Origin of the sequence: Pseudoalteromonas sp. OF5H-5, assembly GCF_021530695.1 — a bacterium.
Taxonomy (GTDB): Bacteria; Pseudomonadota; Gammaproteobacteria; order Enterobacterales; family Alteromonadaceae; genus Pseudoalteromonas.
Window position 1 is genome coordinate 170,103 of record NZ_JAKGBF010000004.1, and the last position, 16,756, is coordinate 186,858.

The 16,756-nt window shown below is 42.9% G+C and carries 16 protein-coding genes; 2 read left to right on the plus strand and 14 right to left on the minus strand.

Annotation, left to right across the window (positions count from 1 at the left end):
- The first annotated feature begins 4 nt into the window (after positions 1–4).
- Positions 5–412, plus strand: coding sequence for a SufE family protein (locus tag L1271_RS07505; RefSeq protein ID WP_102056722.1), 408 nt, complete (start codon positions 5–7; stop codon positions 410–412).
- Between the two features lie 29 nt (positions 413–441).
- Here L1271_RS07505 and tcdA read toward each other — a convergent pair whose 3' ends face one another.
- The 7 genes from tcdA to L1271_RS07540 all read right to left on the minus strand — a co-directional run bounded on the left by tcdA (position 442) and on the right by L1271_RS07540 (position 7,861).
- Positions 442–1,239, minus strand: a complete 798-nt coding sequence (gene tcdA, locus L1271_RS07510) for a tRNA cyclic N6-threonylcarbamoyladenosine(37) synthase TcdA (RefSeq protein ID WP_010604647.1) — start codon at positions 1,237–1,239, stop codon at positions 442–444.
- A gap of 1 nt (position 1,240) precedes the next feature.
- A complete protein-coding gene (locus L1271_RS07515) occupies positions 1,241–1,906 on the minus strand; it encodes a TIGR01621 family pseudouridine synthase (RefSeq protein ID WP_174168949.1) in 666 nt (221 codons plus the stop codon).
- Complete coding sequence (kdsB, locus tag L1271_RS07520; RefSeq protein WP_102056720.1) at positions 1,893–2,654, minus strand: 3-deoxy-manno-octulosonate cytidylyltransferase; 762 nt, start codon at positions 2,652–2,654, stop codon at positions 1,893–1,895. The genes L1271_RS07515 and kdsB overlap by 14 nt, the downstream gene beginning before the upstream one ends.
- Entirely contained in the window at positions 2,642–2,839 is a 198-nt protein-coding gene (locus L1271_RS07525; protein WP_010371492.1) for a Trm112 family protein, read from the minus strand. The genes kdsB and L1271_RS07525 overlap by 13 nt, the downstream gene beginning before the upstream one ends.
- On the minus strand, positions 2,829–3,812 hold the full coding sequence (gene lpxK / locus L1271_RS07530; protein WP_102056719.1) for a tetraacyldisaccharide 4'-kinase: 984 nt from the start codon (positions 3,810–3,812) through the stop codon (positions 2,829–2,831). Before lpxK ends, L1271_RS07525 begins: the two co-directional genes overlap by 11 nt.
- Positions 3,813–5,552, minus strand: a complete 1,740-nt coding sequence (gene msbA / locus L1271_RS07535; protein WP_235367484.1) for a lipid A export permease/ATP-binding protein MsbA — start codon at positions 5,550–5,552, stop codon at positions 3,813–3,815.
- A gap of 62 nt (positions 5,553–5,614) precedes the next feature.
- Positions 5,615–7,861: a DNA internalization-related competence protein ComEC/Rec2 gene (locus tag L1271_RS07540; RefSeq protein WP_323054419.1), complete on the minus strand. Its 2,247-nt coding sequence runs from the start codon at positions 7,859–7,861 to the stop codon at positions 5,615–5,617.
- On the opposite strand from L1271_RS07540, the gene L1271_RS07545 reads away from it, so the two are divergent.
- Positions 7,841–8,350: a DUF2062 domain-containing protein gene (locus L1271_RS07545; protein WP_010371507.1), complete on the plus strand. Its 510-nt coding sequence runs from the start codon at positions 7,841–7,843 to the stop codon at positions 8,348–8,350. The genes L1271_RS07540 and L1271_RS07545 overlap by 21 nt on opposite strands.
- A gap of 116 nt (positions 8,351–8,466) precedes the next feature.
- On the opposite strand, the gene L1271_RS07550 is transcribed toward L1271_RS07545, so the two are convergent.
- The 7 genes from L1271_RS07550 to pyrD all read right to left on the minus strand — a co-directional run bounded on the left by L1271_RS07550 (position 8,467) and on the right by pyrD (position 16,669).
- Complete coding sequence (locus tag L1271_RS07550) at positions 8,467–10,182, minus strand: DUF3466 family protein (protein WP_102056717.1); 1,716 nt, start codon at positions 10,180–10,182, stop codon at positions 8,467–8,469.
- Positions 10,183–10,190: 8 nt separating this feature from the next.
- Entirely contained in the window at positions 10,191–12,107 is a 1,917-nt protein-coding gene (uup, locus tag L1271_RS07555; protein ID WP_010371512.1) for an ATP-binding cassette ATPase Uup, read from the minus strand.
- A gap of 1 nt (position 12,108) precedes the next feature.
- Positions 12,109–12,339: a glutaredoxin family protein gene (locus L1271_RS07560; RefSeq protein WP_010604639.1), complete on the minus strand. Its 231-nt coding sequence runs from the start codon at positions 12,337–12,339 to the stop codon at positions 12,109–12,111.
- The gene (rlmKL, locus tag L1271_RS07565) at positions 12,332–14,443 is read right to left on the minus strand and encodes a bifunctional 23S rRNA (guanine(2069)-N(7))-methyltransferase RlmK/23S rRNA (guanine(2445)-N(2))-methyltransferase RlmL (protein ID WP_235367485.1); all 2,112 of its coding nucleotides are present in this window, start codon (positions 14,441–14,443) and stop codon (positions 12,332–12,334) included. The genes L1271_RS07560 and rlmKL overlap by 8 nt, the downstream gene beginning before the upstream one ends.
- A 92-nt stretch (positions 14,444–14,535) precedes the next feature.
- Positions 14,536–14,919 carry a zf-TFIIB domain-containing protein gene (locus L1271_RS07570; RefSeq protein ID WP_235367486.1) on the minus strand — a complete coding sequence of 128 codons (384 nt, stop codon included), beginning with the start codon at positions 14,917–14,919 and terminating at the stop codon, positions 14,536–14,538.
- A 90-nt stretch (positions 14,920–15,009) separates the two neighbouring features.
- Entirely contained in the window at positions 15,010–15,537 is a 528-nt protein-coding gene (locus tag L1271_RS07575) for a cell division protein ZapC domain-containing protein (protein ID WP_081489945.1), read from the minus strand.
- 121 nt (positions 15,538–15,658) lie between these two features.
- The gene (gene pyrD / locus L1271_RS07580; RefSeq protein ID WP_235367487.1) at positions 15,659–16,669 is read right to left on the minus strand and encodes a quinone-dependent dihydroorotate dehydrogenase; all 1,011 of its coding nucleotides are present in this window, start codon (positions 16,667–16,669) and stop codon (positions 15,659–15,661) included.
- Positions 16,670–16,756 lie beyond the last annotated feature (87 nt).

A 16,756-nucleotide genomic window follows, 5' to 3' on the forward strand; every position in this document is an offset into this window, starting at 1 on the left:
ACTTATGAATATTGAACATATCACAACAAAATTATCTGAAAGTCATGGCTGGCAAGCCAAGTACCGTGAAATTATGCTGCTAGGTAAACAACTTCCTGAGCTTCCTGATGCGCTGAAAGTTGACTCAGCGTTAGTGTCGGGCTGTGATAGTAAAGTTTGGCTCTATGTGGACTTAGATGAAAGTGCGCAGCAACTCGTACTTATTGCCGACTCAGATACGCGTATTGTTAAAGGCTTACTTGCAATCATCATTGCAGCGTACGCAGGTAAAACGCCAGAACAAGCAAGCCAATTTAATGCTTATGAACTGTTTGAGTCGCTTGGATTAATTACTCACCTAAGTCCATCTAGAGGTAATGGTATCCGTGCGATTGTTGAACAGATCCAAGTGCAGGCAGAGATATTAAAATAACGTGATATAAGGTGCTCAAACGAGCACACTTATTCGCTGCTTTTGCTTTGTTTATCGAGGTACTTACGTATTGCTTTGGACGCCGCAAAAAAACCAAAACTCCCGGTTACCATAGTGGCAGAGCCAAACCCGGTGGCGCAGTCCATGTTTTTCCCACCTTCAGCTTGTTGCTTTGCTTTGCACACGGTGCCATCGGTACTTGGGTAAACGAGTTGCTCTGTGGAATACACGCAATCTACGCCAAATTTACGTTTTGGATTATCGCTAAAGTTATATTGTTTTCTGAGAATATAGCGTACTTTTGCCAGCAGCGGATCATGGGTCGTCTTTGCCACATCCCCATACTGGATCTGACTCGGATCGGTTTGACCGCCTGCACCACCTGTGGTGATCACCGGTATTTTATTGCGCTTACAATGTGCGATTAGCCCCGCTTTCTCTTTAACCGCGTCGATACAGTCGATAACATAATCAAAGCCTTGAATGTAGTTTCTAATGTTATCTAACATCAGAAAATCATCGATCAGGGTAACTTCACAATCTGGGTTAATCGCAAGACAGCGATCTCGCATTGCTTCAATCTTTTGCATCCCGATACTTTCGCTATGAGCATGTAACTGACGGTTGATGTTGGTTACACAAATATCATCCATATCGATAAGCGTTATTTTACCTATACCCGTTCTCACTAGCGCTTCTACAGCCCAACTGCCAACGCCACCAATACCAATGACACAAAAGTGTGCTTTACTTAATGCTTCCAACTCGGCGTTACCGTATAACCGACCAATACCGCCAAATCTTAGTTCTCTATTCGAATCCGTCATGTTACCACTCTAATTGACTTGGATTTTGCCAACTTGCAAAGATTTCATGTGCCAATAAATGGCCAAATGCACCATCACCTTCAGGCGCAGCTTGATAGCGTTGATGTATACCTTGCCATTCAAATTCAAGGCAAAATGCATGAAGATACGTTCTATCCGCAGGCTCTCCACTATAGGCTAAATCACCTAAAATTGGTGCACCGATGCTTTTTAGTGCCACCCGAATTTGGTGTGTTTTACCGCTAAACGGTTTGACAATACAAGCGCGTAGGTTGGTCGCAACAGAGCATGAATAAAATCGAGTCACCGCAGGATTTAGCTTAGTTTTAATCAGTTTATAGGTGCCTCTGCGCGACTTAGCCATATCGCCTTTTATCCAACCTTGCTTTTTCTTCGGTTTCGCACTAACTAACGCCAGGTAAAATTTATCTATTTTTCGAGCGGAAAACAGGCTCGTCAGCTGCTTTGCAGCCTCGCTAGACTTCGCTAAAAGGATGAGTCCCGACGTGACTTTATCAAGGCGGTGAACCGCAAATAAGGGATAGCCTAGTTGCTCCGTCAGTAAGGCAACAAAACCTGCACCGTCCTCACTATGGAAGCTCAAACCTTGTGGTTTGTATGCAACCACATAGTCTATCTCGTCCGCAATGAGCTTAAACTTTTCCATTCAGTATCTCTTGAACCCGTGCCAAATCTTCGGGGGTATCCACTCCAGCATGCACCGGCTTAACCGCTTTAGCGACCTTAATTTTGTATCCATGATACAGCACACGTAGCTGCTCTAGTGACTCTTGCACCTCTAGCGGTGAAACACTTAGCGATAAATAGGTTTGAATAAAGCCCGCACGATAGGCATATATGCCAACATGACGTTTAAAATGGCTCACTGGAATGCTATTTTTGTCGAGCGTTAACATGCTGTTACGCTGAAACGGAATAGACGAGCGAGAGAAATACAGTGCGTTGTCTTGAATATCAGACACCACTTTCACCGCATTCGGATTCAACACCTCTTCCACATCTTCCACATCAACGCACAAAGTCGCCATCAGTGCATCAGAATGGTGCAGTAGTGCTGCCACTTGTGCGATGTTATCAGGCTCTAGCAGTGGCTCATCACCTTGTACATTGACCACCAAGGTTTGTTCGTTCAGCCCCAGTTGTTCAACAACTTCGGCGAGTCGCTCAGTTCCAGATTGGTGATCTTCACGCGTCATGAGCACGTTATCAGTGAAGTTTTGCGCTGCCTCAAATACCGCACTGTGATCGGTTGCGATATAAACCGCTGCCGCGCCAGATTGAATCGCCTGTTCGTAAACACGCTGGATCATTGGTTTACCGCCGATATCAGCAAGTGGTTTACCAGGCAGCCTGCTTGAAGCATAACGCGCCGGAATAACGACTACGAATTCCACTGCTCAACCTCATCGCTGCTCAGCTCGCGCGCTTCGTTTTCCAATAACACAGGAATATCATCTTTAATTGGATAAGCAAGCTTCGCTGCAGTGCTGATCAACTCTTTGTTTTCTTTGTCATATCTTAATTTGCCTTTACATACTGGGCAGGCAATTATTTCTAGTAATTTGGTATCAAAGGCCATGATAAATCTCTTTCTTTTTAAGTAAATTTAATACCGCTTTTTCAAGCGCTGATGTAGGTTTGGCATCTACTTTGAGGTAATACCAATTATCTTTTGCAAAAGTGCGACACTTTACCGCATCTTTCTCTGTCATAAAAATAGCGCCGTTATCGATTTGCGCGAAGTCGGACGCTTGATATGGATGATGATCCGCAAAATGTAGGCTTTCACTCAGAACAATCCCCCTATCTCGTAGCGTATTTTCAAATCGCGCGGGATTGCCGATAGCACAGACTGAAGCGCCAGCCATTTCAATATTGGATGCTGGACTATCATCTGTAACACGAAAAAAACCAACGGTCTCTAACGTGTAGGAATAACTTTCGCATCCACCATTATATACGGCAAGATCAACACTCTGAATACGCTTAGGTAATTCCCTAAGCGGCCCTGCTGGCATCCATAAGCCATTACCAAAGCGTCGCACAGCATCAACAATACAGAACTCAATATCTCGTGCCAATTTATAGTGCTGTAGCCCATCGTCGCTGACGATGATGTTTACATCGCTATTACCCAATAATTTTTCAATACTGGCTTGTCTATCAGCACCAATCATCACTGGGCATTTCAATCGTTTGGCGAGCAAACAAGGTTCATCACCGCCCTCTTCCGTTGAGGTCGCTTCAGTGACCAAAAATGGGGTTGAACTGGGTTTTGCACCGTAGCCTCGACTGATCACCCCAACCTTAAAACCAAGATTTTCAAGAAAAGGGACTAACCAAAGTACAAATGGCGTTTTGCCGTTACCGCCCACACTGATGTTACCGACAATAATAACCGGAACAGGCGAGCGGTACGCAGGGCAAAAGCCGAGTTGATAAAGCCCCTTTCTAACCGAGCTAATAAGTCCAAATAACAGGCTTAGCGGAAGCAATAATAGTGTTAGTAGTCCCGGTTTTTTATACCAACTTTGCTCTATTTTGGATGCCATTTATTGCTCACCAAACTGCATTTTGCAAAGTGCATAATAAACCCCTTCCTGCGCGACCAATTCAGCATGCTTGCCTTGTTCGATGATCTTACCTTTATCTAGCACATAGATGCAGTCGCAACGCTCGATTGTCGATAACCGATGGGCAATTACTATGGTTGTTTTGTCGGCCATCAGCTCTTCTAACGCTTGTTGGATCAAACGCTCAGATTCTGTGTCTAATGCTGATGTTGCTTCATCTAAAATAAGGATAGGTGCATCTTTCACAATAGCACGCGCGATAGCGATACGTTGTCGTTGTCCGCCAGAAAGCATCACGCCATTTTCACCAACAACGGTATTTAGACCCTCAGGAAGATCTTTAACAAATTCCCAGACGTGGGCTTGTTTTACTACTTTTTCTAGGGCTTCTTGCGATAAGGGTTGCTTTAACGAGTACATAATATTGTTTGCAATGGTGTCATTAAACAACACCACTTGCTGCGACACGATGGAAAACTGCGCGCGTAGATCCGCAAGCTGGTAATCATTTATGTTCGTGCCGTCTAACTCAATACTGCCCGCTTCAATATCATAGTAACGTGGTAATAGATTAGAGATAGTTGATTTGCCTGAGCCACTTCTACCTACCAACGCAATACTCTGCCCAGCTTTGATTTCAAGGTTTAATGACTCAATCACCGGATCGTTTTTAGATGGATAAGTAAAGGTTAAGTCTTTGACTTGTAGGTTACCTTGAGCACGAGATAAAGACTGAGTGCCAGTGTCCTTTTCTTGTTCAAGATCAATCACCGCAAACACACTTTTCGCCGCAGAGATCCCGCGTTGCAGGTCACTATTCACATTGGCAAGTTGTTTTAAAGGACGCAGCATCATCATCATAGAGGTGATCAAAGTGACAAAAGTGCCCGATGAAATTTTGTCTACCATAGTAGGCATCGCGACAATCGCGAGTATCACCGCCATTGCGCTCGCCGCTATGATTTGGATGATAGATACGCTCAGCGCTTTAGTCGCATCCATTTTTACGCGTTGCTGACGGTTATGATTATTAACTTTAGCAAAGTGAGAGATGGTTTTTTCTTGGCCACCAAAGCCATGAATGACTTTATGACCCGCCATCATTTGCTCAGAGCTTTTCGTCACTTCTCCCATCGCATCTTGAATATTCTTGGAAATTTTCTTGAAGCGCTTAGACACCACAGTAACGATCACCGCCACGATCGGTACCACAACTAAGAAAATGAGCGATAGCTGCCAACTTGCATAAAACATCGTGATAAGTAAGAAAAAAACAAATGCGCCTTCACGGATCAGCACTTGAAGTGCCTTAGTGACGGCTTGCTGTACCTGCTCCGTATCAAAAGTGATTTTTGATATCATTTCACCATTAGAATGTTGATCATGAAACGACACTGGTAGATACAACATGTGTTCAAATAGTTGCTGTCGCAAAGCACGCACAACCTGCGACCCGACATAAGACAAGCAATACGATGCCATATAATTAAAGATGCCGCGTCCAATAACTAACGCGATGACAACAAAGGGAGCCAATTTTAGTACATCGCGATTGCCTGCAGTGAGACCCTCATCGATAAACGGATCCATTAAGGCAACGAACGAAGCGTCCATCGCAGCGTACCCTATCATGCCAATTACTGAAAATATGGCAGCGAGTTTAAAGTCTTTTACATAGCTAAATAATCTAGCGTAAATCTGCTTGTCGGTTGGTTGCATTGCCAGCCTCTACTTTTCTATATGGCATTATTGTAACTTTCAAATCATTAAAACTGAATGGATTATCTGAGAAACCAGTAATTTTCCACTTCCCGAGCTCGTTCAACTGTAATTTCTTGAGCAAAAATTGAGATCTTTATATGGCCATCTAAGGCGGTATCCAATAGTGTGCTTCCTACTCTTTGGTATCTTTCAATCACTTTCTCATTGGGAATTTTCCACGGCGAATAAAAGGCACGAGAAAATATCGCTATATCAGGGTCAATCGCTTGAATAAACTGCTCGCTTGAAGAGCTGCCACTACCATGATGCGGAACCAGTAATATATCGGCCTTGAGTGCTTCTTTTTCAATGTTAAGCAGCTTAGTTTCAGTTATTTTCTCAATATCTCCTGGTAATAAAAGCGTAAAACGCCCATCAGAGATACGAACCACACAAGAATTATTATTGTCATTGTTCGACACTTCTTGAGGCCAGATCACAGATACGTCTAGCCCTTGAAATTGATGTGTTCCTAGCACACAACTATCAGCTGGACTTGCAGGGTGAAAACGCTGTAACGATTTTCCGCCATCATAGGCAATGAGGTCATCAACGCCACCATTATGGTCGCCATCATTATGACTAATGATGGTATCTTGCAGCGTAATTCGATTATTCAAAAGATAAGGTTTGATCACAAACTCGAACATCGAAAAATAACCAAAATACTTGGCCCCCACATCATAGAGCAGCCCTTTGTTATTGCGAGAAACTAACACTGCCGTTCCGTGACCCACGTCAAAGATATCGATTTGCCATAGCGGAGAGGCTCGAAATTGATACTGAACGAGGAAAAACAATATGGGTAATAAACCAAGATAATTTCTGAATAAATACAGCAGCAAAGCACTTAAGTAGCTGGTTATTAGAAACATGGACGAAACGCCGGGTATATCTACCCAACTAAGTGGAGACTTTTGCAACAGCTCAAAAAGAACCACTAACACATTATCAACTAAATGAAGTGGAAGTTGCCAACCAATAGCGTGCAGCGCAGTAACATGAAGCAGTAGTAGCGGAAATACCACGATGGAAACCAACGGGATCACAATGATGTTCGCAACCAATGAGATAATACTCGCACCGGAAAAGAAATACAGGTTGAGTGGCAACAGACAGATAAATAACGCAAGCTGCAACTTAATTAAGGCAAGTAGCTTTGCACCTAAACCTCTGCCAACTTTTGTCACTAACGTTACGATGATAGCAACCGCAAAAAAGGAATAATATAAACCAGGATTAAGTAGTGAAAACGGGTCTACTATCAAGACGATGGTCAACGCTACTGTTAGCACCTGAAGCGCTTTAAGGCGCACAGCAAAGAGGTAACAAGCAACCCACACCATTGCCATGATTAAAGCTCGAGTCGCCGATACGCTGTAACCGCAGAGAATGACGTAACCAAAACACAACAGTAACGCAAAAACCAAACACCATTGATGTAAGTTAGCTGCTTGGGAAATTATTACCGGGATACAATACAGCACGACTTTTATCAGCAAAAACGCGATGGCAAATACCATTCCGATATGCAGCCCTGAAATCGCTAACAGATGGCTCAAGCCAAGACTTCTAAATTGTGTTTTGTTTTCGAAGTCGACTTTGCTTGTATCGCCAGTTAACAAAATATAGTACAGCCAAGCATAGCTTCGCCCATCAAGCGTTTTATCTATGAATAAGCGGTAGTTATCTCGCCACGTAGTGTCCTTCACTACCGACTTGATTGTTTTGATGCTGCCCTTAAAATATATATGCTTCCTAAACGCATGCAATTCAGCATTAAAGAGTCCGATATTAATTCGGCTACGATAACGCTTAAGTTTTACCGTAAATTCAATGTGGTCACCGACACGCAACATAGGCGTGGATGAGTTACGATAGAGTTTTGCGTTTACTGTACGCCAACGGGCAAATTGGTAGCCATCAACTTGCTCAAGCTTTACCTTTAACGCTTCACCAATCACAGAATTATCAACCTCAATAACTTTACCCGAAGCAGTAACAAGCTGCGATTGCCACATTTCTGGTATTTTTAGCTGATAAAAAACAAAGTAATGACCAATAGCAATGGAAATCCCTAAAATAAATCCTGCCAATATAGGACAAAAAAGCTTAGAATAGCGGCCCATGAAGTAGAGGAATATGCTTATTGCGGCTGATCGCCAATTGTCGAGAAGAAATACCGCACTGAAGCAACCCAGAATTATTCCAAAACATATCAGAATCCAAGTAGATGGCAGCTGCAAATGGCGAAAAAAACGATTCAACGCTTTTTACCTGATCATAATAAAATCAAACAACAGAAATCATTAAAAATCTTTGGTAAGTTACTGCATGATGCCAACCTGTGGCATTTAAACCGGCGCTCAGCACGCGGCGCATTCTCGGTGGGGCTATTTTTCGCATTCATCCCTGTTCCTTTTCAAATGGTACTGGCGGCAGCACTAGCGATTCCGTTTCGCGTTAACTTGCCTTTGTCTATTGCACTCGTGTGGATCACCAATCCACTTACGATGCCACCTATATTTTACTGCTCATACCTAGTCGGTGTATTTGCTCTTGGTCAAGAGCAGCAACCATTCCATTTTGAGGCAAGTTGGGAATGGCTTGCACAAAGCCTAACAACGATTGGGCCTGCATTTATCGTCGGCTCTTTGATCTGCGCAACACTTGCCGCCATTATTGGCTTTTTCGGTATCGACTACCTGTGGCGACGCTCAGTGAATAAAGCGTGGCAAAGTCGCGGCCAAGGCTAATACCAGTATAGTTAAGATTTTTATCGCTTGAATTAAATATCGAATTGAATTTGCGAATATTTCTTTTCAAACACAAAAAAAGCCCTTCCGGGCTTTTTTATCGTATAAATTGTACTTTAGGCTTTACGACGTCTTCTCAGCGCCACTAGTGGTAGCGCGAGTAAACTAAGCCAAGACCAACTTGCAGATTGACGCTCATATGTCTCTGCTTCAGGTGGTGTACAGCTTTCAGGTTCACCAGAAATTGGCGTAAGTAGAACCGGTAAGCTTACCGACTCATACTCAGTCTCACCTTTGCTGTCCTTCTCAATTTCACCAAGTGTATTGCGTCTTTCAACCGTTTTGGTGGCAATCGCATAGATCTTGTTATCGTCAGTAATTTTTACTGCTTCCGCAATCGTGTAAGGGAAGGTATCGCTCTTACAGGGAAGAAGAGAATTAATGTTCACTAGCTTTTCCGCCCCGATTTCATATAAGAAGGCTTCACGACGACGGTTTGAACCACTCTTTTCAATCACACCTTGACCAACAACAAAGCCATTATTGTTAATGTCATTTATTGCTGTTGCTGAACCTTCAAAGTATGTGGGCATCTCCTTAAACTCAGCACTTGTAGTATTAAAGTAGAAGCCAGTTGCGTCATAGTCTCTAGAGCCTCCACTGAAACGTCCAAATACACCAACTATGGTACCGTTGTCATTCACATCGACTGCTTGGCTATATTCAATAAAGCTCTCAACTTCTCTAACTCGTTTGATTTCACCGTCTTCGAAATAAACAGCTTGTTCATATGGCAGTAGTCTATCATCTCTTTGTCTACGTACTCGAGAGTAACCAACGGTTAACCCATCCGAGTTAGTCGCAACAGCAATACTAGAGTATGCAATTTCACTATCTTCATCAGGCGTAAAACCGAGCCCTAAATCTGTTGCATCAACTAAATTAAAGTTGTTATCAAAAGTCCATTTATATGCCCTAGTGTGATATGGAGTGCTGATACTCTGGATGCAAACATCCACTGGCTCATCTACACCATCACAATCATCCGCTATATTTTCGATTGCTCTTTGAGATAATGACGTAGAGCTTTGCCCGACGACAATATAACCACCTTCGTTAGTTTGCTTGATGTCTGTCGCGATAGAAATACCGCCATGCTCAGTAAATGCGGGCTCCAGCCTAACTTTCTCACCAGCAGGAGTTACCAAAATTCCTTTATTTCGCCAATCGCGTACAAAATAAGTTTCTTCTTCTGTTTCACCCTCAGGAGTAAAAGTTATCTTTTTAAAAGGTGCAGAGCCCCAGCCCACTATTGTACCGTCTTCTGCGATGCTTGTAAGATAGTTAGTGACCGAGCGAGTTAGCCCTTCGTAATCAGGAGATTGTTCATCATATACTACAAATTCTTCAGCAGTATTGTTGTTGTACGTAAGAGAGATTGCTTGAACAACAGTTTGAAATTGATTAGCCCCTCTTCGACTTAAGTGATAAAGCATAAATGCATGAGCTTGTGCGTTGGTATTTGCAGCATCATTATTTTGAATATCATCTAAGGTGAAGGTAATTTCTTCTTCTATCTGCTCATATTGCTTCTTTACACTGTCATAATCGCTTTTCAGTGTTGAATCATCGAAGTCGATATATGACACATCAATCTTAACACCAAATAAATTGGAAGCATGACCAATCACGTCTCCAGCTTCATTTGCGTCCGACACGTAGCTATATTTACTGTTATCATGTCTTGGTAATTCAGTTAACTGATAGGTGGCAGCGGCCGCTTGTTGTGAAAGGGCTACGGCGACACTCGCGGCTAAAAGTTTAAATTTCATTTTAATCCTTACTGCTGATTCTGTAATGCTTCTAGTTCTTCCCAGCGTTCAAACGCGGCTTCCAGCTTCGACTCTAGCTCAGTCAAATGGTTCAATGCCTTGTGGGTCGTTTCTTGATCTTGTTTAAAGAAGTCTGGATCGCTGACCAGCGCTTGTTGTTTATTCACAGCCTCTTCAAGTTCCTCTACTTTACTGGGCAGCGACTCTAATTCAAGTTTTAATTTGTAACTCAGCTTATTTGAACGAGCTGGTGCAGCTGCTTTTTTAGTCTCGGCTTGTTGCTGTTTTTCTTGATGAACCTTTTGTGCCTCTTTCTTCTGCTGCTCTCGTCTTTGCTGGTACAGTTCAAAATCACTATAACCGCCAACAATTTCTGTCACCAAGCCCTCGCCTTCGAACGCCCAGACACTGCCGCAGGTATTATCGATAAACTCTCGGTCGTGGCTGACGACTAACACCGTGCCTTGGTATTGGTTTAAGATTTCTTCAAGTAACTCAAGCGTCTCAATATCCAAGTCATTGGTCGGCTCGTCCAGCACAATAATATTTGAAGGCTTAAGGAAGAGCTTTGCAAGCAATAAGCGGTTTTTTTCACCGCCTGATAATGCCTTTACAGGGGTTCGAGCTCTCGCAGGCGGAAATAAAAAGTCCTGCAGATAGCCAAGCACATGACGTGAGCGGCCGCCCATCATTACTTCTTGCTTACCTTCTGCGACATTATCCTGCACAGTTGCTTCTTCATCCAATTTTTCACGGTATTGGTCGAAGTACGCAACTTCCAGGTTCACGCCTTGTTTTACGCTGCCTGCGTCAGGTTTAATGTCACCAAAAAGCATTTTTAACAGCGTAGTTTTACCTGCTCCATTAGGACCGACCAAGCCAATACGATCGCCACGCATCACCAGCGTTGAAAAGTCCTTTACAATGCATTTTTCTTGGAATGCTTTGTCTAAATGTTTCGCTTCAAAGACCAGCTTACCGGAACGATCCGCCGTCTCGATGTTGAAGTCTGTCTTACCTTGTTGCTCGATGCGTTGCTTGCGCTCAACACGAAGCGCTTTTAGTGCTCGCACACGCCCTTCGTTACGGGTTCGGCGGGCCTTGATCCCTTGCCTTATCCAAGTTTCTTCTTCGGCAAGCTTTTTATCAAACAAGGCATTCTGTTGCTCTTCCACTTTTAAATCATGAGCTTTTTGTTCTAGATATTGCGCATAATCTCCAGGGTATGAAACCAACTTGCCACGGTCTAAATCTAAAATTCGGGTCGCCATTGCGCGAATAAAGGCACGGTCGTGAGAGATAAACACGATCCCCCCTTTAAACTCTTTCAGGAACTGCTCAAGCCAGATGACACTTTGCATATCAAGGTGGTTAGTCGGCTCGTCGAGTAACAGTAAATCTGGGTCACTCACCAAGGCTTTGGCCAGTGCAACTTTGCGTAGCCAGCCACCTGAAAGTTCTTCTAGGCGCATATTCGCATCTAATTGCAACTGGCTAAGCACTTGCTTGATCCGTGACTCAAAACGCCACGCATCTTCGCTTTCCAATCGCTGAGTCAGGCGCTCAAGCGAGGTCATCAGTTTATCTGACTGGCTGGTTTGTAGTTTTTCACTGACTTCATGAAATTCAATGAGTAGCTCAGCAACATCAGGTAAACCGTTTGCAACATAATCAAAGACCGACCCATTTGCGCCCTTTGGTGGGTCTTGTTCTAGCCTTGAAACTTTTAATCCACCAACACGGTTGATTTCACCATCATCAAGTTGAACTTGATCATCAAGTACTTTCAGTAACGTTGATTTACCGGCACCATTTCGGCCCACAATACAAACGCGCTCGCCTGATTCAATAACGGCATCAGCTTGGTCAAGTATAGGGTGTGAACCAAAAGCTAGTTGGGCTTTAGCAATTCGAATGAGATCCATATTATTCTATAAATTCTTGTAGTTGTTGTTGAGTAAAAGGCCAGCCAAGTTCCTGACCTGTCTCGCCTTTTTTAATCACTGGAATTCTATATTGATATTCCGTCATCGTCTCTTTACTATCGACGATATCAACGAGTTCAATTTCGGCTTCAGGCAAAAATTGAATTAACATCGCCAATGCTTCTTCACAAAGATGACAACCATCGGTGTGAAATAAAGTACATTTAATCATGACGGATCAACCAGCTGTTGTGAATTTGTTTGTTACGCTTAAAATCCAAAGACAAGGTTTGCGATGAGTATTCCTCAGCGGTTAGGCCAAGTGCCGCAAGTCCCATTTCATCGATTTTAAATCCGCGTTTGTTGTTAGAAAACAGTAGTACACCGTTCGGTGCTAATATCTTCTTTACCCAACCAAATAGTTTTAAATGATCTCTTTGTACATCAAATGCGTCAGACATACGTTTAGAGTTAGAGAATGTTGGTGGGTCTAAGAATATCAAATCATATTGACCAACTGCTCTTTCAAGCCATTTTAAGCAATCCGCTTGCTCAAATCTGAAACGTGGATTCTTCAAACCATTTAGCTCAAAGTTTTCCTCAGCCCATTTTAGATAGGTCTTTGACATATCTACTGTGGTAACAGACTTAGCACCGCCAACTGCAGCGTGCACAGAAGCACTACCTGTGTATGCAAATAGATTCAACACGCGTTTATCTTTCGAATGTTGCTGAATAAACTTGCGGGCTAAACGGTGGTCAAGGAATAGACCAGTATCGAGATAATCAAATAGGTTAACCTTAAACTTAGCACCGTACTCTTCTACTACCTCAGTACGGTTTTGCTTGTCTAGGGCTTTGTATTGTTCTTGACCTTTTTGGCGCTTTCTTACTTTTACCGCGATGTTTAGCGGGTCGATATTAAGCTGCTCGGCGGTCAGTGTGATCACGTCTTGCAAACGTTTTTGTGCAACGCTATCGTCAATTTCTTTTGGCGCTTTGTATTCAAAGATGACTGCGTTGTCGTTATATACATCAACCGCAACATTGTACTCAGGGATATCCGCGTCATAAACACGATATGCATTAACGTCTTCTTTTTTCAGCCAAGATTTTAAGCCTTGTAGATTTTTCTTCAAGCGGTTGCCAAACGCAGTCGAGCCTTCAAAATTAAGCCCACTGCTCTGTTTATTTTGCTGTACCTGCATTTCATTCATTTCATACAAGTTAAGCAGCACATCGAGCGGGCCATTTTTGAATTTATAAGACTTTTTACGCGCTAGTTTTAGCACTTTTAATAGGCTTTCTTCACTCGCAAGTAACGCCAAATTCCAGTCTTTATAGTGCTTTTTAAAGGCGATACCCATATTGCGATATAGCGTAATAATTTCAGCCATACCACCTAGACGTTCGCCATAAGGCAAGTTACTCAGCACAGTGCCAGGACGTTTAGCAGCAAGGCTAAGGTGATTGGCATCTTCAAACTTAAACTTAATATGTGACTCAACGCCTGCGCGCTTGGCATTACGCTCAGCAATTGACAGCACACGTTCATCGATATCACTACCGATCAGCCATAAGCTCTTGTGCTCTGGTTGTACCTTTAATTGTGCTTTAAGCTCGGTGAACTTACTTTCACGAAAACTCGGCAAGCGTTTAAAGGCAAAATCTTTATTAAGGTTAGTAGGTAAGCCAAGCGCCATAGATGCCGCTTCAATTAATAACGTGCCAGAACCACAGCAGGGGTCAAAAAGCGGCTTATTAGTATCTTCAAGCCAGCCGCTACGTTTAACCAGCGCTGCCGCTAAATGTTCACGAATTGGCGCTTTACCTTGTTTGTCACGATAACCTCTATCAGATAAGCGAGGCCCCGAGAAATCGATATATAGCGCACAGCCTTGCTTAGATAATTTCGCTATGATGCGAATGTCAGGTGTCTGTTTGTCAACATCTGGACGTTGTTCAAACAGGTCATTGAAGTAGTCAACGATCCCATCCTTAACCACCAGACCAGAGAATTGCGTATTTTTAAGCGCATTATTCGTACCATTAAACTCTACTGCAAAGGTCTGCTTTGGGCTAAACCAATCTTGCCATGCCTGAAAACGAACAAACTTGTAGAGAGAATCTTTGTCATTCACTTCTGGTTTGTCATCGATTAGCAACATCACGCGCGTTGCAAATCGTGTCATCATACAGAACTTTTGTACGTCTAGATTAGCGCCTGTGAACTTAACTGAACCAACGGTTTGCTTGTTTATTTCAAAACCAAACTCGGTTAATTCTTCAACCAGTAACTGCTCTACACCAATAGATGTCAATGCGATAAATTGCAATTTGAATACCCTTAAATTTCAACTGGGCGCAGTATAACACACAAGTTATCGTTAGTTATTAGTTGAGCTTGGTTGTATGGGGATAAATTACGTTAAAAATTTAGCAAGTTCAGAAAATCTAACTTATCTAGCGCGCTTATGTTCGAGTTCTTGCTTTGGTAATTTTGCAGTAAGTTATGGAGCTCCCCTTTTTCAAACCACACGCCACCACAGCACCCGCACTCACTAAAACTAGCTTCAAAGAGCGTATAGTCTTTAAGTGTATGACCATCATCAGGGCATAATTGTAAAGCGTCACGCTCAACCAACGACCGCTTTGCAATAAAATCGGTATAACTAAAATGATAAGTATGTTTAATGGAATCAATAAATTTGCGCGGCAGCCAAATGGCACCGCATGACTGACATTGATAACCGCAATGTCCTTCAGCGTCGGCATAAGTTAGTTTTAATGTTTTATCGCAGAGGCAGCGCATTCTGTTCCCTAGATCAGCAAACAACTCAAATTAGGTACAGATTAATACAGGAAATAATTCCTGGTCAATAAAACGATGGGATGAAATTGGCTATGCGCTTTGATGAACTCGGTGTGTTAACACAAGAGGCGCTAACCGATCGTTCAGTACTTTTATCGCTTGAAATTGTTCAAGCTCTATTCCCTCATCAAGAATAAATTGCTCATTCAAGCTTAAACAAAGACTTGACTGACCATCATGCTCGATAATTAGAAACTCGCCGCGGCTTAACTTGGAATTTAAACACACAACCGCCTCACTCACAGGTTCACCACCAAAATATGGCTTAAAAAACCAGCTTTTTGCTTGCATCGGTTGCAGATGAAACTTTGCCGCAGTTGCATTTAAAGCGATTTGGCAGCATCTGGGCTCATTCCAAACGCCAAACCCGCAAAGGTAGGAAAATACACTCTGATAAAATTCAGCTTCGCTGAGACTAAAATTGGGATTAGCGGTTGAGTCCTCAGTAAGGTGGCGCAACCGAAAAGGCGTGCAAAGCTGAAGCTCGTCACCCAAATCAATTAACAACCTGTTCCTTTCTGTGCAGCGGATCCATTGCCACTCTTTTGAAGCTTGCAAAACTTCTCTCCCACCAACCAATTAGCTCAACTAGTAAGTGGGAGTATAACGCGAAAAACGCAATGATGAAATTTTTTATAATAACGTTTTGTTTTGGATCATTTAGTTATATGACCGATCCTTATAAGGACGAAACGATCTTTTTAACAAGCGCTGGACCTTCATATATAAAGCCTGTGTAGACTTGTACTAAATCTGCACCAGCTGAAAATTTCTCTTTTGCAGATTCCGCACTGTCAATACCACCTACACCGATGATTGGTAGCTTACCGTCGGTAATACGCTTCAATTCGCTGACAACATGCGTCGATTTTTCACGAACAGGTCTACCAGACAAACCGCCTGCTTCATTACCGTGCTCTAGGTTTTCTACCGCATCACGGGCTAATGTTGTATTAGTTGCAATAACACCATCGATACGATTATTAACTAATGATTCTGCTATCTGAGTTAATTGAACGCCATCAACATCTGGTGCGATCTTTACCAACATAGGCACCGACTTGTTATGCTTGGCGATCAGATCCATCTGTTCATTTTTCAGGCTTTGCAATAGATCGTCCAGCGCCTCGCCATATTGTAGATCTCTAAGACCCGGTGTATTTGGTGAAGAGATATTCACAGTGATATATGAGGCTTGCTCAAATACTTTTCTCATACAGTGAATGTAGTCATCTTTACCTTGCTCATTCGGTGTATCTTTATTTTTACCAATGTTGATCCCAAGGATCCCATCGTATTTTGCTGCTTTTACATTGTTGACTAGGTAATCAACGCCCTTGTTATTGAATCCCATGCGGTTAATAATCGCATTTGCTTCGGGTAGACGAAAGATCCGAGGCTTGTCGTTGCCCGCTTGTGGTCTCGGCGTGACAGTCCCTACTTCAATGAAACCAAAACCCATTTGCGCAAATGCTTCGATACACTCAGCATTTTTATCAAGACCGGCGGCCAACCCGACTGGATTTTTAAACTCTAACCCAAGAAAATTAACAGGTTTGTCTTGAACTGATTGAGACCATGCAAGGCTCATTGGCGTATTCGCAAAGCGGCGCAGGTTGCTTAGGGCAAAATCGTGTGCCCACTCCGCATCTTTATTAAACATAAAACGACGCGCAAGATCGTAAAACATGGTAGCTCCTCAGTATTGGTAACGTAATCAACTTAGCTAAAATTACCCAAGCGTAACTTTAGCTAAATGGATTATGCCAATGGCATT